This is a genomic window from Anabaena sp. PCC 7108 (assembly GCF_000332135.1).
Lineage (GTDB): Bacteria > Cyanobacteriota > Cyanobacteriia > Cyanobacteriales > Nostocaceae > Anabaena.
In genome coordinates this window covers 1912615-1928281 of sequence record NZ_KB235896.1, presented here as the reverse complement: position 1 = coordinate 1928281, position 15667 = coordinate 1912615, and the positions used below count along the sequence as shown (strand labels likewise).

Sequence of the window (15667 nt, the reverse complement as noted above, 5' to 3'; positions counted from 1 at the left end):
AAGGATAAAAATATGACTGTCTTAGAACTACAAAACAAACGAATTCTGGTTACTGGTGGGTCGGGGTTTCTAGGTCGTCAGGTGATAGATCAGCTGTGTCAGTTCGGGGCAGACCGTGAGAAAATTACAGTACCGCGATCGCATGATTGTGATTTGCGAGTTTGGGAAAATTGCCAACGTGCTGTTGATCAGCAAGATATTGTCATTCACTTAGCAGCTCATGTAGGCGGTATTGGACTAAACCGCGAAAAACCTGCCGAGTTATTCTACGATAACTTGATCATGGGAACCCAGCTAATCCATGCTGCCTATCAAGTGGGTTTAGAAAAATTTGTTTGTGTGGGTACTATCTGCGCTTATCCCAAATTTACTCCAGTCCCATTTAAAGAAGAAGATTTGTGGAATGGCTATCCAGAAGAAACAAATGCTCCCTATGGAGTCGCTAAGAAAGCTCTTTTAGTCCAATTGCAATCTTACCGCCAGCAGTATGGCTTTAACGGTATTTACTTGCTGCCCGTGAATTTATATGGACCTGAAGATAATTTTAACCCCAGCAGTTCTCATGTCATTCCGGCGTTAATTCGCAAAGTTCACGAAGCTCAAATTAAGGGAGAAAAACAACTTCCTGTTTGGGGTGACGGTTCTCCTACCCGTGAATTTTTGTATTCTACCGATGCCGCACGGGGTATTGTCATGGGTACAAAATTCTATAACGATTCTGAACCAGTTAATTTGGGAACTGGTTATGAAATATCGATCAAAAACCTAATTACTTTAATTGCAGAATTGATGGAGTATGAAGGTGAAATTGTTTGGGAAACTGACCAGCCAAATGGACAACCCCGTCGTTGTTTGGATATCGAAAAAGCAAACCAAGCCTTTGGATTTACTGCTCAAGTTAGCTTTGAACAAGGGCTAAAAAATACCATCGACTGGTACCGTCAAAATGCTGAATAATTTCAGTGGACTGAGCGCCTATAAGTACCTAAGAAAGAATTAAGGTTTTGAAATCTGGGGAGGTTGCATTACCCTTATGGGTCTAAATCTCCCCGAATTTTTAAGTACAGTATTACCCTAAAAAAATACTTGATTTAATTAACTCCATCAGGTTTTTGCTTGACTAGAATAAAAACAACAGCAACATTAAAATTGGACATTGCCAAAAATTAATTCCCCGTCAAAGAAGACAGAACTCCGCCGCACTCTGCTCAAAAAGCGTCAATCAATGACATTATCAGAGTGGAAAGAAAAGAGCGATCGCATTTCCTCTAATTTACAAAACTCGCTATTATTTACTGAATCTACTACCATTCTCGCTTTTTTCAGCTTTCGACAAGAACCTGACCTGAGTTTACTTTTTACTAACTCAGAAAAACGCTGGAGTTTTCCCCGTTGTGTTGGTAAATCCCTAGTTTGGCATTTTTGGCAACCTGATGATGTTATTAATGCAGGTGCTTATGGTATTCCTGAACCACATCCAGAAGCGCAAATAATTGATATGAATGAAGTAGATTTAATTCTTGTTCCCTGTGTAGGTTGTGATGTACAAGGCTATCGCTTGGGTTATGGTGGGGGATATTATGACCGGTTTTTGAGTTCTCCTGATGGGTCTAAAAAACCTACTATGGGGGTAGTTTTTGATTTTGCCTATTTATCCCAACTCCCTGTAGATAGTTGGGATCAGCCTTTACAAGGTGTGGTGACAGAAAATGGGTTGATGAGGAGTTGAACAATTAAAAATTAAAAATTAAAAATTAAAATGCTGAACTTAAAAAATTCACGGCTGCAAACGTTATTAATTTATGGAATACTAGGAGCGATCGCACTATTTACACTCTTCCCTTTGTTATGGCTAATTAGCACAGCCTTAAAATCACCAACAGAAAACATCCTACAATCACCGCCGCAGTTATTACCCAGCCAACCCACATTTAACAACTTCTCTAGGGTGTGGGAATCTTTACCATTTGGTCAGTACCTATATAATAGTCTATTGGTAGCTGTGCTAACCGTGGGATTAAATCTATTATTTTGTGCTTTAGCGGCTTATCCCTTAGCCAGATTATCGTTTGTAGGACGAGACGGAATTTTTATTGGTATGGTTTCGACAATCATGATTCCTTTCCAAATCGTGATGATTCCCTTATATATTTTGACAGTGCAGTTAGGGTTGAGAAATAGTTATTTAGGGATAATTTTCCCCAGTTTAGCATCTGCCTTCGGTATTTTTTTATTGCGGCAGGCTTTTATGGGCGTGCCTAAGGAAATAGAAGAAGCTGCCCGTTTAGATGGCAGTTCAGAACTAGAATTGTGGTGGCATATAATGTTACCTGCTATTCGTCCAGCACTAATAACCCTAGCTATTTTTGTATTTATTGGCGCTTGGAGTGACTTTTTATGGCCTTTAATTGTTATCCAAGATGAAAGTTTATATACTTTACCCTTGGGAGTTGCTAAACTTGCCGGTACGTTTTCTTTAGATTGGCGATTAGTAGCGGCTGGTTCAGTAATTTCTATTGCTCCAGTGTTGCTATTATTTTTATTTTTACAGAGGTACATTGTACCAACTGATAGTGGTAGTGGTGTCAAGGGTTAATATTCTTTCAGAGGGAACAGGAAGCAACTCTTAACAGAAAAAACTCATGTTTAAAAACATGAGATTGAAATAATGACACTGTTTTTTTCGTGCTACGCATCTCAAAAAACATCCTTTTTTTTGACTGAGCTTTAAACTCTTAAACTTTAGTTTTTTATTTGTTCCCTGTTCCCTGTTCCCTGTTCCCTTCTTTTGTAATTTTTTAATAAGCACCACTTCTGTTTAAAACTACCCAAATAGTCTTAAACATGAGCATCAAATCATAAGTGATAGACCACTTACGTTGATAATCTAAATCCATATTGACAATAGTTTCAAAGTCTTTGATTTGAGAACGACCATGAGTCTGCCACTCTCCAGTAATGCCTGGTTTAACGCGCAATCTATCCCAATGATGTGGTTCATAGTGAATTACTTCATCAGGAGTAGGTGGACGAGTGCCAACTATGCTCATATCTCCCATTAAAACATTCCAAAATTGAGGTAATTCGTCTAAGCTACTGCGTCGTAAAAACTTACCTAAAGGAGTAATCCGAGGATCATCAGTAGATTTAAAAATGTGACCTTGAGCTTGATTTTTGACTAGAGACTTCAGTTTATCGGCATTAATGATCATGGAACGGAACTTCCAGATCCGAAAGTTGCGTCCATTTAAACCACAGCGGATTTGGGAATATAGTATGGGACCTGGATCACTAAATAAAGTGACAATTGCTATGGGAAGTGCGACTAAAAATGCAATTATTAAGCCAACAATGGCTCCAAGAATATCAATTAATCTTTTAGTAGTACTAGTAGTTGATGGATGGAGGGACTGTGATGATACATCAATTACAGTCAGATGGTTCAGAACACTTAAATTAGCCACAGTGTAACTTTTGGTTTTATTTTTAAGAGTAGACAGGGACACAATTTACGTTTGTCTTTTGCATCTTTTAGAAACGAAAACAAATCTCAGAGTTTAAATTTAAATTAATTATAAGTAATTTTTCATACCCCAAAAAGCAAAAATATAGAAATTCATACAATCTTTTAATTAAGCCAGGGTATTTTAAAGTTTTGATGTTTTTTATCTGTATCAGTCAGCAATTAGCTAGTGGCTACAACATTCTACGGGAACAGTAGTCAGCTGTTTAAAACTCTTAATAGAGTTATAAATCTTGCTGTTTCTGAGTAGTATACTTAGTATACGAGAATTAAGTTCAGTAAAAATATACGCCCACTTTTAAGTAGAATGTGTTTTTACTCTCAAGTAGGCGTATAGTTCAGTTAATGTTCATTAGACATCTCGTTATACATCCTTTTATTTATGTCTTATGGAGGATGTTTTTTTTAGAGAATTAATGTTTTGGATGTGCAGTTACGGCAAAATTAACTGTATATGGTTCCTCTAATGATTGCAGACTACTGGCTTTGATAGCATCAAGATAGTGGCGCAGAGACAAAAGTTGCTGAGAATTCGGTCGATAAGTAAGATTTCCTTGTTTTTCAAAAAGTGGTGCAGAGGCGATCGCTTGATAATCTGGATTTTCCTGAGAGCTTTTGGTCAACCAAATAGAATCTAAAGGCATTCTCACAGCATCTTTAGGTAGAGTTTCCGAGAGAACAGAAGGTATTAAACCAGCAGGTAGTTCACCTTCCAAAAAAGCCAGTAATCGTTGTTGACAAGTGCGGGTATTGATACCGCGACTTTCAAATAATTGCAGAACTTCACCAAAAGATAGGGAACGTATAACCTCACCACGGGAACTATCAGGTAAAAGCTTGAGCAATTCAGTAAACAGGAAATAATCCGTGTACTGTTGCCTAGGTATTTCTAAAACCTGGTGATATAGAGGCAACATAGCTAGTCCATAGGCAACCCGACTACAATTAGGAGAGCCGTTTTCACCCAGATATAAATCCTGAATAATCTTAGCGTTAGGGAGTTTTTGTCTTAACCAACGATTGACTGTACCCACAGAAGCAACTCCACCAGAGAGAATCGCTTGATTAACAGCTTCTGTAGGGATACCACGAGCTACTAATAATTTATTGAGTTCGCGGTTGAGACGACGAACATAAGGAACGAATACTTGGCTTTCTAAGTCTCGTCGCTGTAAGACCCATAACTCATCAGCTAATTCTAGGGTAAAAGATTCTTGATGTTGCAAAATCAGTTTTAGAGCAGTAGCAGCTTCTAACAGTGCTTGTCCTAATAGAGAACTTTCTAACCGCTGCTGGAAGCGAAGACGAGCAGCAATATCCGGTTCCCCAACTCGCGGTAGTTCCAATGCTTCCAACCCCAAACTAGACAAGTGCATCTGATCTAAACCAGTAATAGAGGGTTGCCAATGTCTTTGAGTAGGATTACTGTTAATTTGCGCTTGGTCACGAGGTTGACGAGATTTTGGTGGTAGTAGTAACTGACAGATAATATCCTGCTCAATGCCCTGACCAGCATAGGCAAAACTGTGGAGCATAAAATCCCTGTATGTTAATTGGCCTAAGTCAGTTGGTAAATCAACCAGTGCCATTTCTGTAGAGGTTGCGCCAATATTAAGTGCTAGAGTGTTACCCTGCATTGGATGTTCGCTAGTTTTTAAAGGACGCAAGCCCTGATTGTCACTGACTTGGACTGGTTGAGAATCGATGCTATCAAGTTCTGGGAGTAAACTAGCGATCGCTTCCTCAACAAAAAATACTTGTTGGGCATGGGAGACAAGTTTACTGGTAAGAATAGCTTCCCGCACATTAAAGCGATATTGTTCTAACCAATTAGTGGGACAAGTACAAACAACACCCGCAACGTTATTGATGATATGAGAGAAAGTTTGTGTATCTATGCCTACAGCATGAGCAATTAAAGCTGGAGTAGTACTAGTTTGATCAGATTTGAGAGTTAATAATAGTTTAGAGAGCGATCGCACTACCCAAATCAACGGTCCGGCTGAAAATTCATTTAACTGCAACACAGGTTCCCATTTTTGCTGGGTATTCTTGTAAGGTATAGCTACGTGTAAGTAAGGCTTTAAATGTGTTGAATAAAGATGAGGCTTTGGTTCTTCTGGCGATTCATGTAGGGGAGAATTTTGAACCAGATTATCAGAGACTTTATCCTTAGCGACAGCCGCAGGTGTTGTCTGCTCAATAGTCTCTGTGTGAGGTATAGAAACTGTAGGTAGGTAAACTTCTGCAGGTAAGCGAAATGATTGATCAAAAACAGTTTCGCCTATTTGAGTTTGTGCTGACCAGTAGATAGGATAAACAACGGATCTGGAACGATTCAAAAGTGTCGCAGAAATTCCAGTCGTACCCAAATCAATTCCTAAATACCAAATTGAATCCAGGTCTGTGACTGCCACATCAGCAGTAAGATTCAAATTGTTACTGGTAGGCAAAGAAGCATCCTGGAAAAAAATTGTGACTTCCGTTTTTTTTTCAGTTGTCTGATTCAAATCTAGCCCAACTTCCAATTGAGGAAGATCCAGATCAGGAACAGCAACTGTTGCTGTATTTTCTACTGGTTGGTTGTTAGGCTCTTCAGTTATCTTTACAACTGTATCGAGAGAATTTGGCAACCTTTCTGAGTTAATAGGAGATGCTGAGGCAGAATTTAACTGCCAATCAAAATCCGCTAGATCTCGATTTAATTGTTGCAACTGCTCTTCGTCTAGAACAATTTCTGGAACAATTTTTGCTTCATTATTTTCCAGAGACAATAAATTTTCCTGTGGTGAAGCAGCCGTGTAACCAGATACAAGTAAATCCTGTTCCTCTGTTTGCACCTCGATTGATGAGGACATGATGAGAGTTTCCGCAGTTGTAACTTCTAAACTATCCTCAAGAGGTAACACATCTAAAACTTGTTGGTCACTGCTGGCATCAACTAGTAAATCAGTAAGAACTGTAATCGTATCAGTCCGATCTGGTAAAGAGTCGAGTTCTATGGAAGCAGTATCTGTGGTGGTAACTTCAGCTTCCGATTGTGTATCCTCCGTTAACAACAAGCTTTCCCATAACTCAGATGATGACTCTGTGGAATCTATGAGAGCATCAGAGAATTCTGTCATGGGATTGTGGCTCTGTTCTGAAATATTGGGAGTTTCCGTTATTTCTGGAGCCGATAACTCAGGTGTGATCATTGGTGGAGCAATCGACTCTCTGAAAATAGTAGAATTTTCAGTGCCAAACAAACTCGCGTAAAGTTGATCTACTGCATTAGGAGTCTCTAACTGTAATTCCTCTGAGGTGGAAGTGACAGAATCATCTATGGCAATTTCTGAAAGTACTGCATCTAGACTTTCTTCAACACTCTCTAACTGTAATTCCTCTGAGGTGGAAGTTACGGAATCATCTATGGTAATTTCTGAAAGTACTGCATCTAGACTTTCTTCAACACCCTCTGAGGTAGAAGTGACAGAATCATCTATGGTAATTTCTGAAAGTACTGCATCTAGACTTTCTTCAACACCCTCTGACTGTAATTCCTCTGAAGTCGTAACAGCAGGGTTTGAATCTAGAAACTCATCGCTGGTAAGATATGACAGTACTGCATCCAGATTTTCCACAGTCGTAGAGTCTTCTATTGCAGCAGCATGAAATGAAGAGTTATTTTCTAACTGGATTAATGGTGAAGGTTGACTTACTATTTCAGAACTAGTCGAAACTCGCTGTACCTCTAAGTCAGTATCTACCCCAGAAAATAAAGGCTGGGGATCTAGGGATTGTTGTTGTAAATACTGAGTCAAATTATTCAGAAAGTTGACCATCAACTGTTCACCTTGCATCCCCTGGCTGTGCATTCTTGCCAGCGCTTGGGATAGAGACTGATGATAGGTATTGATGTTACGCTCTAGAGAGCCAAAGACAACATTAACAGTTCCATCTAGTGACAACAAGCGTTGATCCAAATCTCTCGCCAGACTAGCTAATCGGTCTAACCCTTCTGCTGATTCTAAACTAGATGGTATGGCGGCAGTTGCGACTTCTAAATTCTGGTTCTGGTCATCGGTGGCAGAACTAGGAGGATGAGAAACGGTTTGTTTCAAATGTGGTGTTAGACTGGGTACTAGGCGATTTATTAGCACTTGTAAAAATTCGGCAATTATCTGCTCTTGATTTGCTAACTGCTGCGTTAACGAGTAGTTTTGCAATCGCTTTTGTTCTAGCTGCCTAATTTCTTGTACAAGAGTCGCTCTTTCTTGTAACAGTCCTGATAATTCTGCTTGTAAGGGTTCAAACAAGACCGAAAGTTGATCTTTTAATTGTCCAGCAACAACACTGCTCTGTTCCTGTTGGATTTGATCAGAATATGATGCTGATTGATTATTCTCCTGCTCCACAAATCGCGCCAACAGAGATGATAGCGGTTGTGTCGCAGATTGCTGAGGTGTGCTGTCTTCAGATACCTCAGTATCAGTGAGTTTCATCAGAAAGTCACGAACTCGGTGTAAAACTTCTCTGTCTTCCGATCCCTGACCAGACAGTAGTTTTGTCAAGCGGTTGCCACTGTTGGCAAGTAAGTTGTCAATATCTGCGATTAGTTTGTGAATTTCATCTACACGGGAAGTCACGTTAAATTACCTTAGCTAGAAATGTACTTTGATTTTTATGGTATTCACAATTACTGAAGTTCTCAGTGGCAAAAGTTATTGCTCTGACTTCTGACGGCAATTATGTGATGAATTACTGAGAGATGCAACTGCATCGTCAGGGTTAATATTTATTTTTGTTATGCTGCACTGGAGGTAAGTAATCACCGATCATGGAAATTTATGGATAAGATGAAGATTGCTGAGAAAAAACTATATTGTCGTTTTCTTGTGTAACATAGTTTAGTTTCCTCTTTTAAAGCGGCTGTTATTTGATAGCTTATTTTTAAAACAGCGATCTTGCTTATTGTGTTGATAGCAGCTTTAATAAATATTTGCTAATGGAAGATCGATATAGCTTACAGACAACCGCTCATACTTGGATCACTTCAGCACCCTTTTTTGAAGGGTTGCCTGAGTCTATTGTTGAAAAAGCCCTCACCCATCTTGTAACCCGTACTCACCCAGCCAATCAAGTGATCCTGCTAGAAAATGACTGGGGTGGTTCTGTATATTTTGTCGTAGATGGATGGGTGAAAATCCGTACATACAATTTAGAAGGTAAAGAAGTCACACTAAATATTATTGGACAAGGGGAATTATTTGGGGAAATGGCAGCACTAGATGAAGTTCCTCGTTCTACTGATGTGATTACTTTAACTCCGACGATGATTGGCAGTATGCCTGCTCAAGATTTTGTCAAGTTACTGCACACAGAACCTTTAGCGGGACTGAGATTGGCGCAATTAATGGCACGGCGATTACGGCAAGTAAATCGGCGATTACGTCTGCGGGAATCGGATAGTCAATCACGGGTGGCAGATACTTTGCTATTCTTAGCAGAAGGACAGGGTAAAAGAGGGCAAACAGGCACAGAAATTCCCAATTTACCTCACCGAGAATTGAGTAGTTTGAGTGGACTGGCACGGGAAACTGTGACACGAGTATTGACAAGGTTGGAAAAAAAAGGCTTGATTGTACGGGATCAAGATTTAATGTGTATTCCCGATTTGTCGGCTTTGGAAAAAATGATAATTTAACATCTTGTTCAGTATGAGTATTTTAGATTCTGTGCCAGATGAACCGGAGGAAAATCCATCCCCTGAATCTTCACTTTCTGGTCATCAGTTAGATCAACAAGAGCCGTTAACCCATCCCTTACTGAAGGTTGATGCCCCTTTGAGGATGGTAGAAACGGCGTTTTTAGCCAGTACTGCTAGTTTGATCTGGTTTATTAACTTTTATTTTCCTTTGGGTCCAGTTTTACGGATATTTTTTCCAGTACCGATCGCACTAGTTTACTTGCGCTGGGGTAAACGTGCTGCTTGGATGGCTGCCCTCACCTCTGGCTTACTATTGGCGGTGCTAATGGGGCCTGTTCGCAGTATTTTGTTTGTCATGCCCTTTGGATTAATGGGTGTGCTGTTGGGGGCAACGTGGTATCGTCGTGTACCCTGGATTGTTTCTATCACCTTAGGTATGCTTTTAAGTACATTTGGTGTATTTTTTCGCTTGTGGTTGCTGTCAGTTTTGTCAGGTGAAGACCTATGGGTTTATGTAATTACCCAGGTGACAGAAATTATTGAGTGGATATTTCTGAAGTTAGAAATATTAGCGACTCCAAGTGTGTTTCTCATTCAAGTGGGGGCAGTAGTATTAATAGCATTCAACAACCTGATTTACCTATCTGTGGTACATCTGGCAGCATGGTTGTTATTGGATCGTTTGGGAAATCCGATTCCTCGTCCACCACACTGGGTGCAAGTACTAATGGATTATGAGGGTTAGTTGGGAAGACACGGGGATGGGGAGACGCGGGGACACGGGGACACGGGGACACGGGGATGGGGAGACGTGGGGATAAATAACCGAATTACGAATTACGTTAGCGTAGCTCTCCCGAAGGGAGCATTACGAATTACGAATTACGTTAGCGTAGCTCTCCCGAAGGGAGCATTACGAATTACAACTTCCCTGGCATAAGTGATAAATGACCATGATGATTAATGATGATTAAGATTTATACACAAATAGAACAGAGTGAGGCATGGCTAGGGCGTTATCGCGGTAGTTCACCTGTTTTTGCCTGTATTTTAGGTTTTACAGAAACTGGTTTACTTCCTGGTATTTCGGCAGCAGGTTTAACTCCAGAGGATCGCAAATATACGGCTTGTGCGGATGCTGAATTTTTATATTACGGTGCCGAACATCAGCCTGAGTTTGCTTTACCACCTTTGAGTGCGGGGGCTTCCCCAGTGTTAATTTCCCGTGCTGTAGTTGCTGCGCTTAATATCCCAGTGTATTTATTTAATGCAGGATTGCTAAATATTCCGACTGTGCCAATGATTGATTTAGGTGGAAGTCCTGCGAAGTGTTTAAGTACAGGTGCGGCTATGGAAATAGCAACGGTAAAACACCTGCTAAAACAGGGTTTGTTGTGGGGTTCTCGACTGAGTGCTGAGATTTCAAATGGGTATGTGATTTTAAGTGAGTGTGTAGTTGGTGGGACTACAACTGCATTAGCGATTTTATCTGGTTTAGGTATTGATGCAGCAGGGAAAGTAAATAGTAGCCACCCTATTTGTAACCATGAACAAAAGTGGGCGCTGGTGCAAACAGGTCTAAAAAAAATCCAAAATCCTATAGACCCTTTACAACTTGTGGCAGCGGTAGGAGATCCCATGCAAGTGGTAGTGGCTGGGATGGCGATCGCAGCAAGTCGTCGTTGTGGAGTTTTATTAGCTGGTGGTACACAAATGCTGGCTGTTTATGCTCTAATTCAAGCGATCGCTCAAACTTACTCTTTAACGTGGCAACCAGAAGCAATAGTTGTGGGTACAACCCGTTGGGTAGCAGAAGATCCCACTGCTGCTACAGTTGATTTAGCCCTTAGCTTAGGTAAAAAAACCACAAATCAGGGTGAGACAATACCTCCCCTGTTAGCTACAAAATTGAGTTTTGCTGATTCCCATTATCCCCAACTCCAAGCTTACGAGCAGGGTTTTGTTAAAGAAGGTGTTGGTGCTGGAGCCGCTTGTATAGCCGCCTATCTGAGTCACGATTGGCAGCAAGATCAACTTCTGGCAGCTATTGAAGACCAACTTCAGCAATTCAGTTATAGTCAAATTATGAACCGTAAGCAATGAGCAATTAGTGGATTCTTTCTCGCATTAATTGTTCTTCCAAAGCAGCAATGCGATTGTATGCTGCTGTTAATTGTGCTGTCAGCCGTTGAATTTGAATTTCTGGGGTTATTTGCTTATTTCCAGGTTGAAAATTCATGTCTGGACAAATTCCATCTATCAAAACATCCTTATGCTCTAATTCTGCACTAAAACTAATATGTCTTTTTAACTGATAACGTTCAGTTTCTGTATTTTCTTGATAATTATCCTTTGTCTGTATTTGATCTAAAGAACACTCAGATAACCTCTGAGATACTTTGAGATCGAGTTTTTCAATTACCTGACAAAGAGCATCTAATTTCTGGCTCAAGGTCAGTATCTGTTTCTGTAATGGCTCCATTTAATACCCTAGTTTGAAAATAGTTTTTCTATGTTATTCAATTTACTGGCAATGTTAACTATACTTATGATTTATTTAATATTTCACCGAACATTGTGATTTGATTTATGTCTGCCTGACTAGAGATATAGCCATATTTATTTGCCTAGGAAGAGAACAGGGAACTCTTAACGGACAACAGAAACGAAGCTAAACAAGGCATGAATATCTTTACTGGGTTTTTTTAAGTGTAAAGCGCAGGCTGCTTCAACAAAAATCAAATACAAATCCTATGTCTTTTTTGAAAATTACTTAATATACTAAGTATAGTTCCAAATTTCAAAATCAATGGATCGAAGGACTTTTTTGCTAGGCACAAGTGGACTTGCCTTTTCTCAACTGCTAATTGGGTGCGCTGGAAAAAACCAGATCCAACTCAACGTACAGTTATTAAAAGGTTCCATACCAGGTCAGGTGGTTAATAAATTTCGCAAAGGTATAAAGTCAGAGGTAAAGCTAAAGTTTTCTCCAATTAATCAGATTAAAAATTTATTTCAGCAATTACAAACTTGGCAGCAACCAAAAGCTAAAAATCAGGAAGGATTAACTCGATTTTTGAGCCTGATTCCCAGTCAAAAAGCACCAAAAGCTGACTTGGTGACATTGGGTGATTATTGGTTAAAAGCTGCGATTGAACAAAAACTAATTCAACCCATAGAAACAGAACAAATTAAAGAATGGTCAGGTTTAGATGAAAAGTGGCAAAAAGTAGTACGGCGCGATGACCAAGGGAATCTAAATCCACAAGGACAGGTTTGGGGTGCGCCTTATCGTTGGGGCAGTACAGTAATTGTTTATAATCGTGATAAATTCAAAGAATTTGATTGGCAACCACAGGATTGGCAGGATTTGTGGCGGAGTGAATTGCGATCGCGCATTTCTCTACTTAATCAACCCAGAGAAGTCATCGGTTTGGTTTTAAAGAAACTGGGAAAATCTTATAATACAGAAAATCTTGATCAAATTCCTGCCCTGAAAACAGAACTACAGGCTTTAAATCAACAGGTAAGATTCTATGATTCTACTAATTATTTAGAACCGCTAATTACTGGAGATACTTGGTTAGCAGTTGGTTGGTCAAGTGACATCATCCCCATACTAAATCGCTATCCCAAACTTGCCGTAGTTATTCCCCAATCAGGAACAGCAATTTGGGCAGATTTATGGGTAAGTCCCGCAGGTGTTGAAAAAAAGGCTTTAACATCTGAATGGATTGATTTTTGTTGGCAACCAAATATAGCCAAGCAAATTGCAATACTGACTAAAACTAATTCGCCTATGGCTACAAATATTTCTAATGCTGAACTTCAGGAACCATTTAGTCACATCTTACTAAAGAATCAAGAAATTCTCAAAAAAAGTGAATTTTTACTACCTTTACCATCGGCAACGATAAAACAGTATGAGTCTTTATTTATGAAAATGAAAAACTTGGGATGACATATCGGAGGCTCTATGGCAAATTATTTTAACTAATTCAGGGTTTAATCCCCCGCTTTTAAGTAGTCGTGCAAAATAAATTTTATAGTTAGGAGAGGGAACTCTTAACAGGGAACAGGGAACAAATAAAAAACTAAAGTTTAAGAGTTTAAAGCGCAGTCAAAAAAAGGATGTTTTTACAAGGAGAGTGACACGAAAAAAACAGTGTCATTATTTCAATCTCATGTTTTTAAACATGAGTTTTTTCTGTTAAGAGTTGCTTCCTGTTCCCTCTGAAAAAACTCAATTATGTTGGAGTACACTGGGGTCGGCATTATTACAAATTGTGAATTACTAATTAAAAATTATTTTAATTTTCCTGAATGGTCTGACGTAAGCCTAACTTACTTTGATTGCTCATTTGAATCTTACATAAATCTGGACTATTGCTAAAATTACAAGTGTAAGTTGCCAAGGGTTCTTGTTGATAATTAAAAACTCGAATGTTATAACCAAAATTCCTAGCCATACTGCCCATTTTGTTCACAAAGTTGTAACGTTCAAGATAGTCTAATAAACTCCAAATTTGCTGATTGACTATTAAATCAATACGGGCTGCTTGTTGCTCAGTAGTTGGATATGCAATCCAATTATCTAAGAGTTTATTTTCTGAATTTTCTTTTGCCCACCATAAACTAGGAATAGTTAATCTTTCTGGATTAATTGTGTTAGCTGTAATTACTAAACCTTGTGGCTTATTGAGTAAATTTAATTCCAGTGGTGCATCTGAAGGCTTCGGTATACTTTCTGCCCTTGAAGGTGAGATTGGTGATAGAAAAAAAGTAGTGAAACTCAGGGCTATTAAAAGAAAAAGTGATTTCTGTCTACTGAGGGTGTTGTATTTAGGCATAGCTGGATTGTATATTTTAAGATGTGAGTGAATGTTAAACTTAAATAATTAGATTTAAAAAAGTCTGCTATTGTTTCCCAGATATGTAATTTAGTGCTGCTAAACTAGGGTAGAATCTCAAAAGTAACTAACTATGCTTAAGCGTTCCAAGTTCGAGACAACTCAGTCTCAGATTATGCTCCGTGCTGAAGAGCTTATTAGTGCCGCCTCAAATCGTTATCGGATTACGGTTCAAGTAGCAAATCGAGCCAAACGCAGGCGTTATGAAGATTTTGAAAATAACGAAGATGCGATTATGAAACCTGTACTCAGAGCTATTTTGGAGATGTCTGACGAAATGACTCAGCCAGAAATTATCGGCGAACTTTAAAAAACTCCGTTAACTAATACTGAGATGAAATTACCCATTCTGAGTAAAAAATCCTCAGTATTACTTTCATCTCAGAATCTTGTGCATATGAAAAAGAAAAAACTTTTATTTTTGCGGTTCAACTCAGCCCTCATCATGACCTTAATCACAGTGGGCGTAATAATTTTAGGTACAGCAAGTACAAGTTTATTTACTATTTCACCTGCCGTAGCTCAGAGAATCAGTCCTAGCGATGTTTGGCAACTAGTTTATCAGCAATTACCAGACCTGCCGAAAGAAAATCAATATATCAGTAAAGATACTAAGAAAGTTGCTGAGAATAATACATTAGCCAGTCGGATGATTCGCTACCACATTTATATAAAAGGTAGATCACCTTTATATCGTCTAGATTGGAAGTTGACTTTGGCGGATTATCTCAATGCCAATGAAACAATGTATCAAATCTCCTATCCAGGTAATGACACATTACAGCAAAATCCGATTGAGAGCGATCGCACCGCCATAGCTAAACTTACCCGCAAGCAGCGCAATAACCTCGTCCAAGTCCTAGTTAATATCTTTAATCCTGTTCAAAATTAAAATAGGCAAGAATCTCCTCTGCACCCCTTGGCGTTAAAAAAGAATCTATGCAACGAGTTATCAAAAGCGGAATAGGTTGGCGGATTGGCTGGAATCCTGACGCAGAGGAATTTAAAGGCTTAGTGGGTACAGACGACTGGGCGCTAGAATTAACTGAAGCGGAATTAAACGACTTTTGCCGACTTTTAGCAAAATTAGCCGACACCATTAAGTATGTAGAGGCAGAATTGATGGATGAAGAAAAAATTGCCTGTGAAGCGGAAAGCGATTTATTATGGATGGAGGTAGAAGGCTATGCTCACGCTTATAGTCTGCGCTTCATTCTGAATACAGGACGCTGCGTGGAAGGTAAATGGGATGCTTCTGCCGTTTCAGATTTGGTACAAGCTACAGAAATTTTCAAAGTTTTTTGAAAAAGCTTGCTATTTTCCTTAACCTTGTGATATTCTCGTAAGAGTGACTTAAATAAGTTTTAGATTCACAGACTTGGATAAACCCTAAATCCAAAAACTAACTTAGAATCTGAAATTAAGTAGACGGGGCGTAGCGCAGCTTGGTAGCGCGCCACTTTGGGGTAGTGGAGGTCGTGGGTTCGAATCCCGCCGCTCCGATTAGTATATAACCAAAATGGTTGATGTTGTCAGCAAACATGA

14 protein-coding genes and 1 tRNA gene are annotated in these 15667 nt (G+C 39.3%); 11 read left to right on the top strand and 4 right to left on the bottom strand.

The genetic code is table 11. The annotated features are described in order from the left end of the window. Positions 1-12: 12 nt before the first annotated feature. The 3 genes from ANA7108_RS0109570 to ANA7108_RS0109560 all read left to right on the top strand — a co-directional run bounded on the left by ANA7108_RS0109570 (position 13) and on the right by ANA7108_RS0109560 (position 2596). On the top strand, positions 13-957 hold the full coding sequence (locus tag ANA7108_RS0109570; RefSeq protein ID WP_016950564.1) for a GDP-L-fucose synthase: 945 nt from the start codon (positions 13-15) through the stop codon (positions 955-957). A gap of 208 nt (positions 958-1165) precedes the next feature. After that, positions 1166-1729: a 5-formyltetrahydrofolate cyclo-ligase gene (locus ANA7108_RS0109565; RefSeq protein WP_369750741.1), complete on the top strand. Its 564-nt coding sequence runs from the start codon at positions 1166-1168 to the stop codon at positions 1727-1729. A 30-nt stretch (positions 1730-1759) separates the two neighbouring features. After that, on the top strand, positions 1760-2596 hold the full coding sequence (locus ANA7108_RS0109560; RefSeq protein WP_016950562.1) for a carbohydrate ABC transporter permease: 837 nt from the start codon (positions 1760-1762) through the stop codon (positions 2594-2596). A gap of 202 nt (positions 2597-2798) precedes the next feature. Here the strand turns inward: ANA7108_RS0109560 and ANA7108_RS0109555 are convergent, their stop codons facing one another. After that, complete coding sequence (locus ANA7108_RS0109555; RefSeq protein WP_237741505.1) at positions 2799-3464, bottom strand: sugar transferase; 666 nt, start codon at positions 3462-3464, stop codon at positions 2799-2801. 472 nt (positions 3465-3936) lie between these two features. After that, on the bottom strand, positions 3937-8151 hold the full coding sequence (locus ANA7108_RS0109550; protein WP_016950560.1) for a hypothetical protein: 4215 nt from the start codon (positions 8149-8151) through the stop codon (positions 3937-3939). A 359-nt stretch (positions 8152-8510) separates the two neighbouring features. On the opposite strand from ANA7108_RS0109550, the gene ANA7108_RS0109545 reads away from it, so the two are divergent. The 3 genes from ANA7108_RS0109545 (at position 8511) to cobT (ending at position 11315) form a co-directional block, all read left to right on the top strand. Beyond that, positions 8511-9209 carry a Crp/Fnr family transcriptional regulator gene (locus ANA7108_RS0109545; protein WP_016950559.1) on the top strand — a complete coding sequence of 233 codons (699 nt, stop codon included), beginning with the start codon at positions 8511-8513 and terminating at the stop codon, positions 9207-9209. 13 nt (positions 9210-9222) lie between these two features. Further along, entirely contained in the window at positions 9223-9957 is a 735-nt protein-coding gene (locus tag ANA7108_RS0109540) for a DUF2232 domain-containing protein (RefSeq protein ID WP_016950558.1), read from the top strand. Positions 9958-10178: 221 nt separating this feature from the next. Beyond that, the gene (cobT, locus tag ANA7108_RS0109535; protein WP_026104077.1) at positions 10179-11315 is read left to right on the top strand and encodes a nicotinate mononucleotide-dependent phosphoribosyltransferase CobT; all 1137 of its coding nucleotides are present in this window, start codon (positions 10179-10181) and stop codon (positions 11313-11315) included. 4 nt (positions 11316-11319) lie between these two features. Here cobT and ANA7108_RS0109530 read toward each other — a convergent pair whose 3' ends face one another. After that, positions 11320-11694 (bottom strand): hypothetical protein, encoded by a 375-nt coding sequence (locus tag ANA7108_RS0109530; RefSeq protein WP_016950556.1) that lies wholly within the window; start codon positions 11692-11694, stop codon positions 11320-11322. 327 nt (positions 11695-12021) lie between these two features. Between ANA7108_RS0109530 and ANA7108_RS0109525 the strand changes: the two genes are divergently transcribed. After that, on the top strand, positions 12022-13173 hold the full coding sequence (locus ANA7108_RS0109525) for an extracellular solute-binding protein (protein ID WP_016950555.1): 1152 nt from the start codon (positions 12022-12024) through the stop codon (positions 13171-13173). Between the two features lie 349 nt (positions 13174-13522). Here ANA7108_RS0109525 and ANA7108_RS0109520 read toward each other — a convergent pair whose 3' ends face one another. After that, complete coding sequence (locus ANA7108_RS0109520; protein WP_016950554.1) at positions 13523-14062, bottom strand: hypothetical protein; 540 nt, start codon at positions 14060-14062, stop codon at positions 13523-13525. Between the two features lie 133 nt (positions 14063-14195). Here ANA7108_RS0109520 and ANA7108_RS0109515 point away from each other — a divergent pair, with 133 nt between their 5' ends. The 4 genes from ANA7108_RS0109515 (at position 14196) to ANA7108_RS0109500 (ending at position 15625) form a co-directional block, all read left to right on the top strand. Continuing rightward, positions 14196-14432, top strand: coding sequence for a DNA-directed RNA polymerase subunit omega (locus ANA7108_RS0109515; RefSeq protein ID WP_026104076.1), 237 nt, complete (start codon positions 14196-14198; stop codon positions 14430-14432). A gap of 87 nt (positions 14433-14519) precedes the next feature. Next, the gene (locus tag ANA7108_RS0109510; RefSeq protein ID WP_016950552.1) at positions 14520-15014 is read left to right on the top strand and encodes a hypothetical protein; all 495 of its coding nucleotides are present in this window, start codon (positions 14520-14522) and stop codon (positions 15012-15014) included. A 47-nt stretch (positions 15015-15061) separates the two neighbouring features. After that, a complete protein-coding gene (locus tag ANA7108_RS0109505; RefSeq protein ID WP_016950551.1) occupies positions 15062-15427 on the top strand; it encodes a DUF1818 family protein in 366 nt (121 codons plus the stop codon). 124 nt (positions 15428-15551) lie between these two features. Then, positions 15552-15625: transfer RNA gene (locus ANA7108_RS0109500), tRNA-Pro, on the top strand. The last annotated feature ends 42 nt before the right edge of the window (positions 15626-15667 follow it).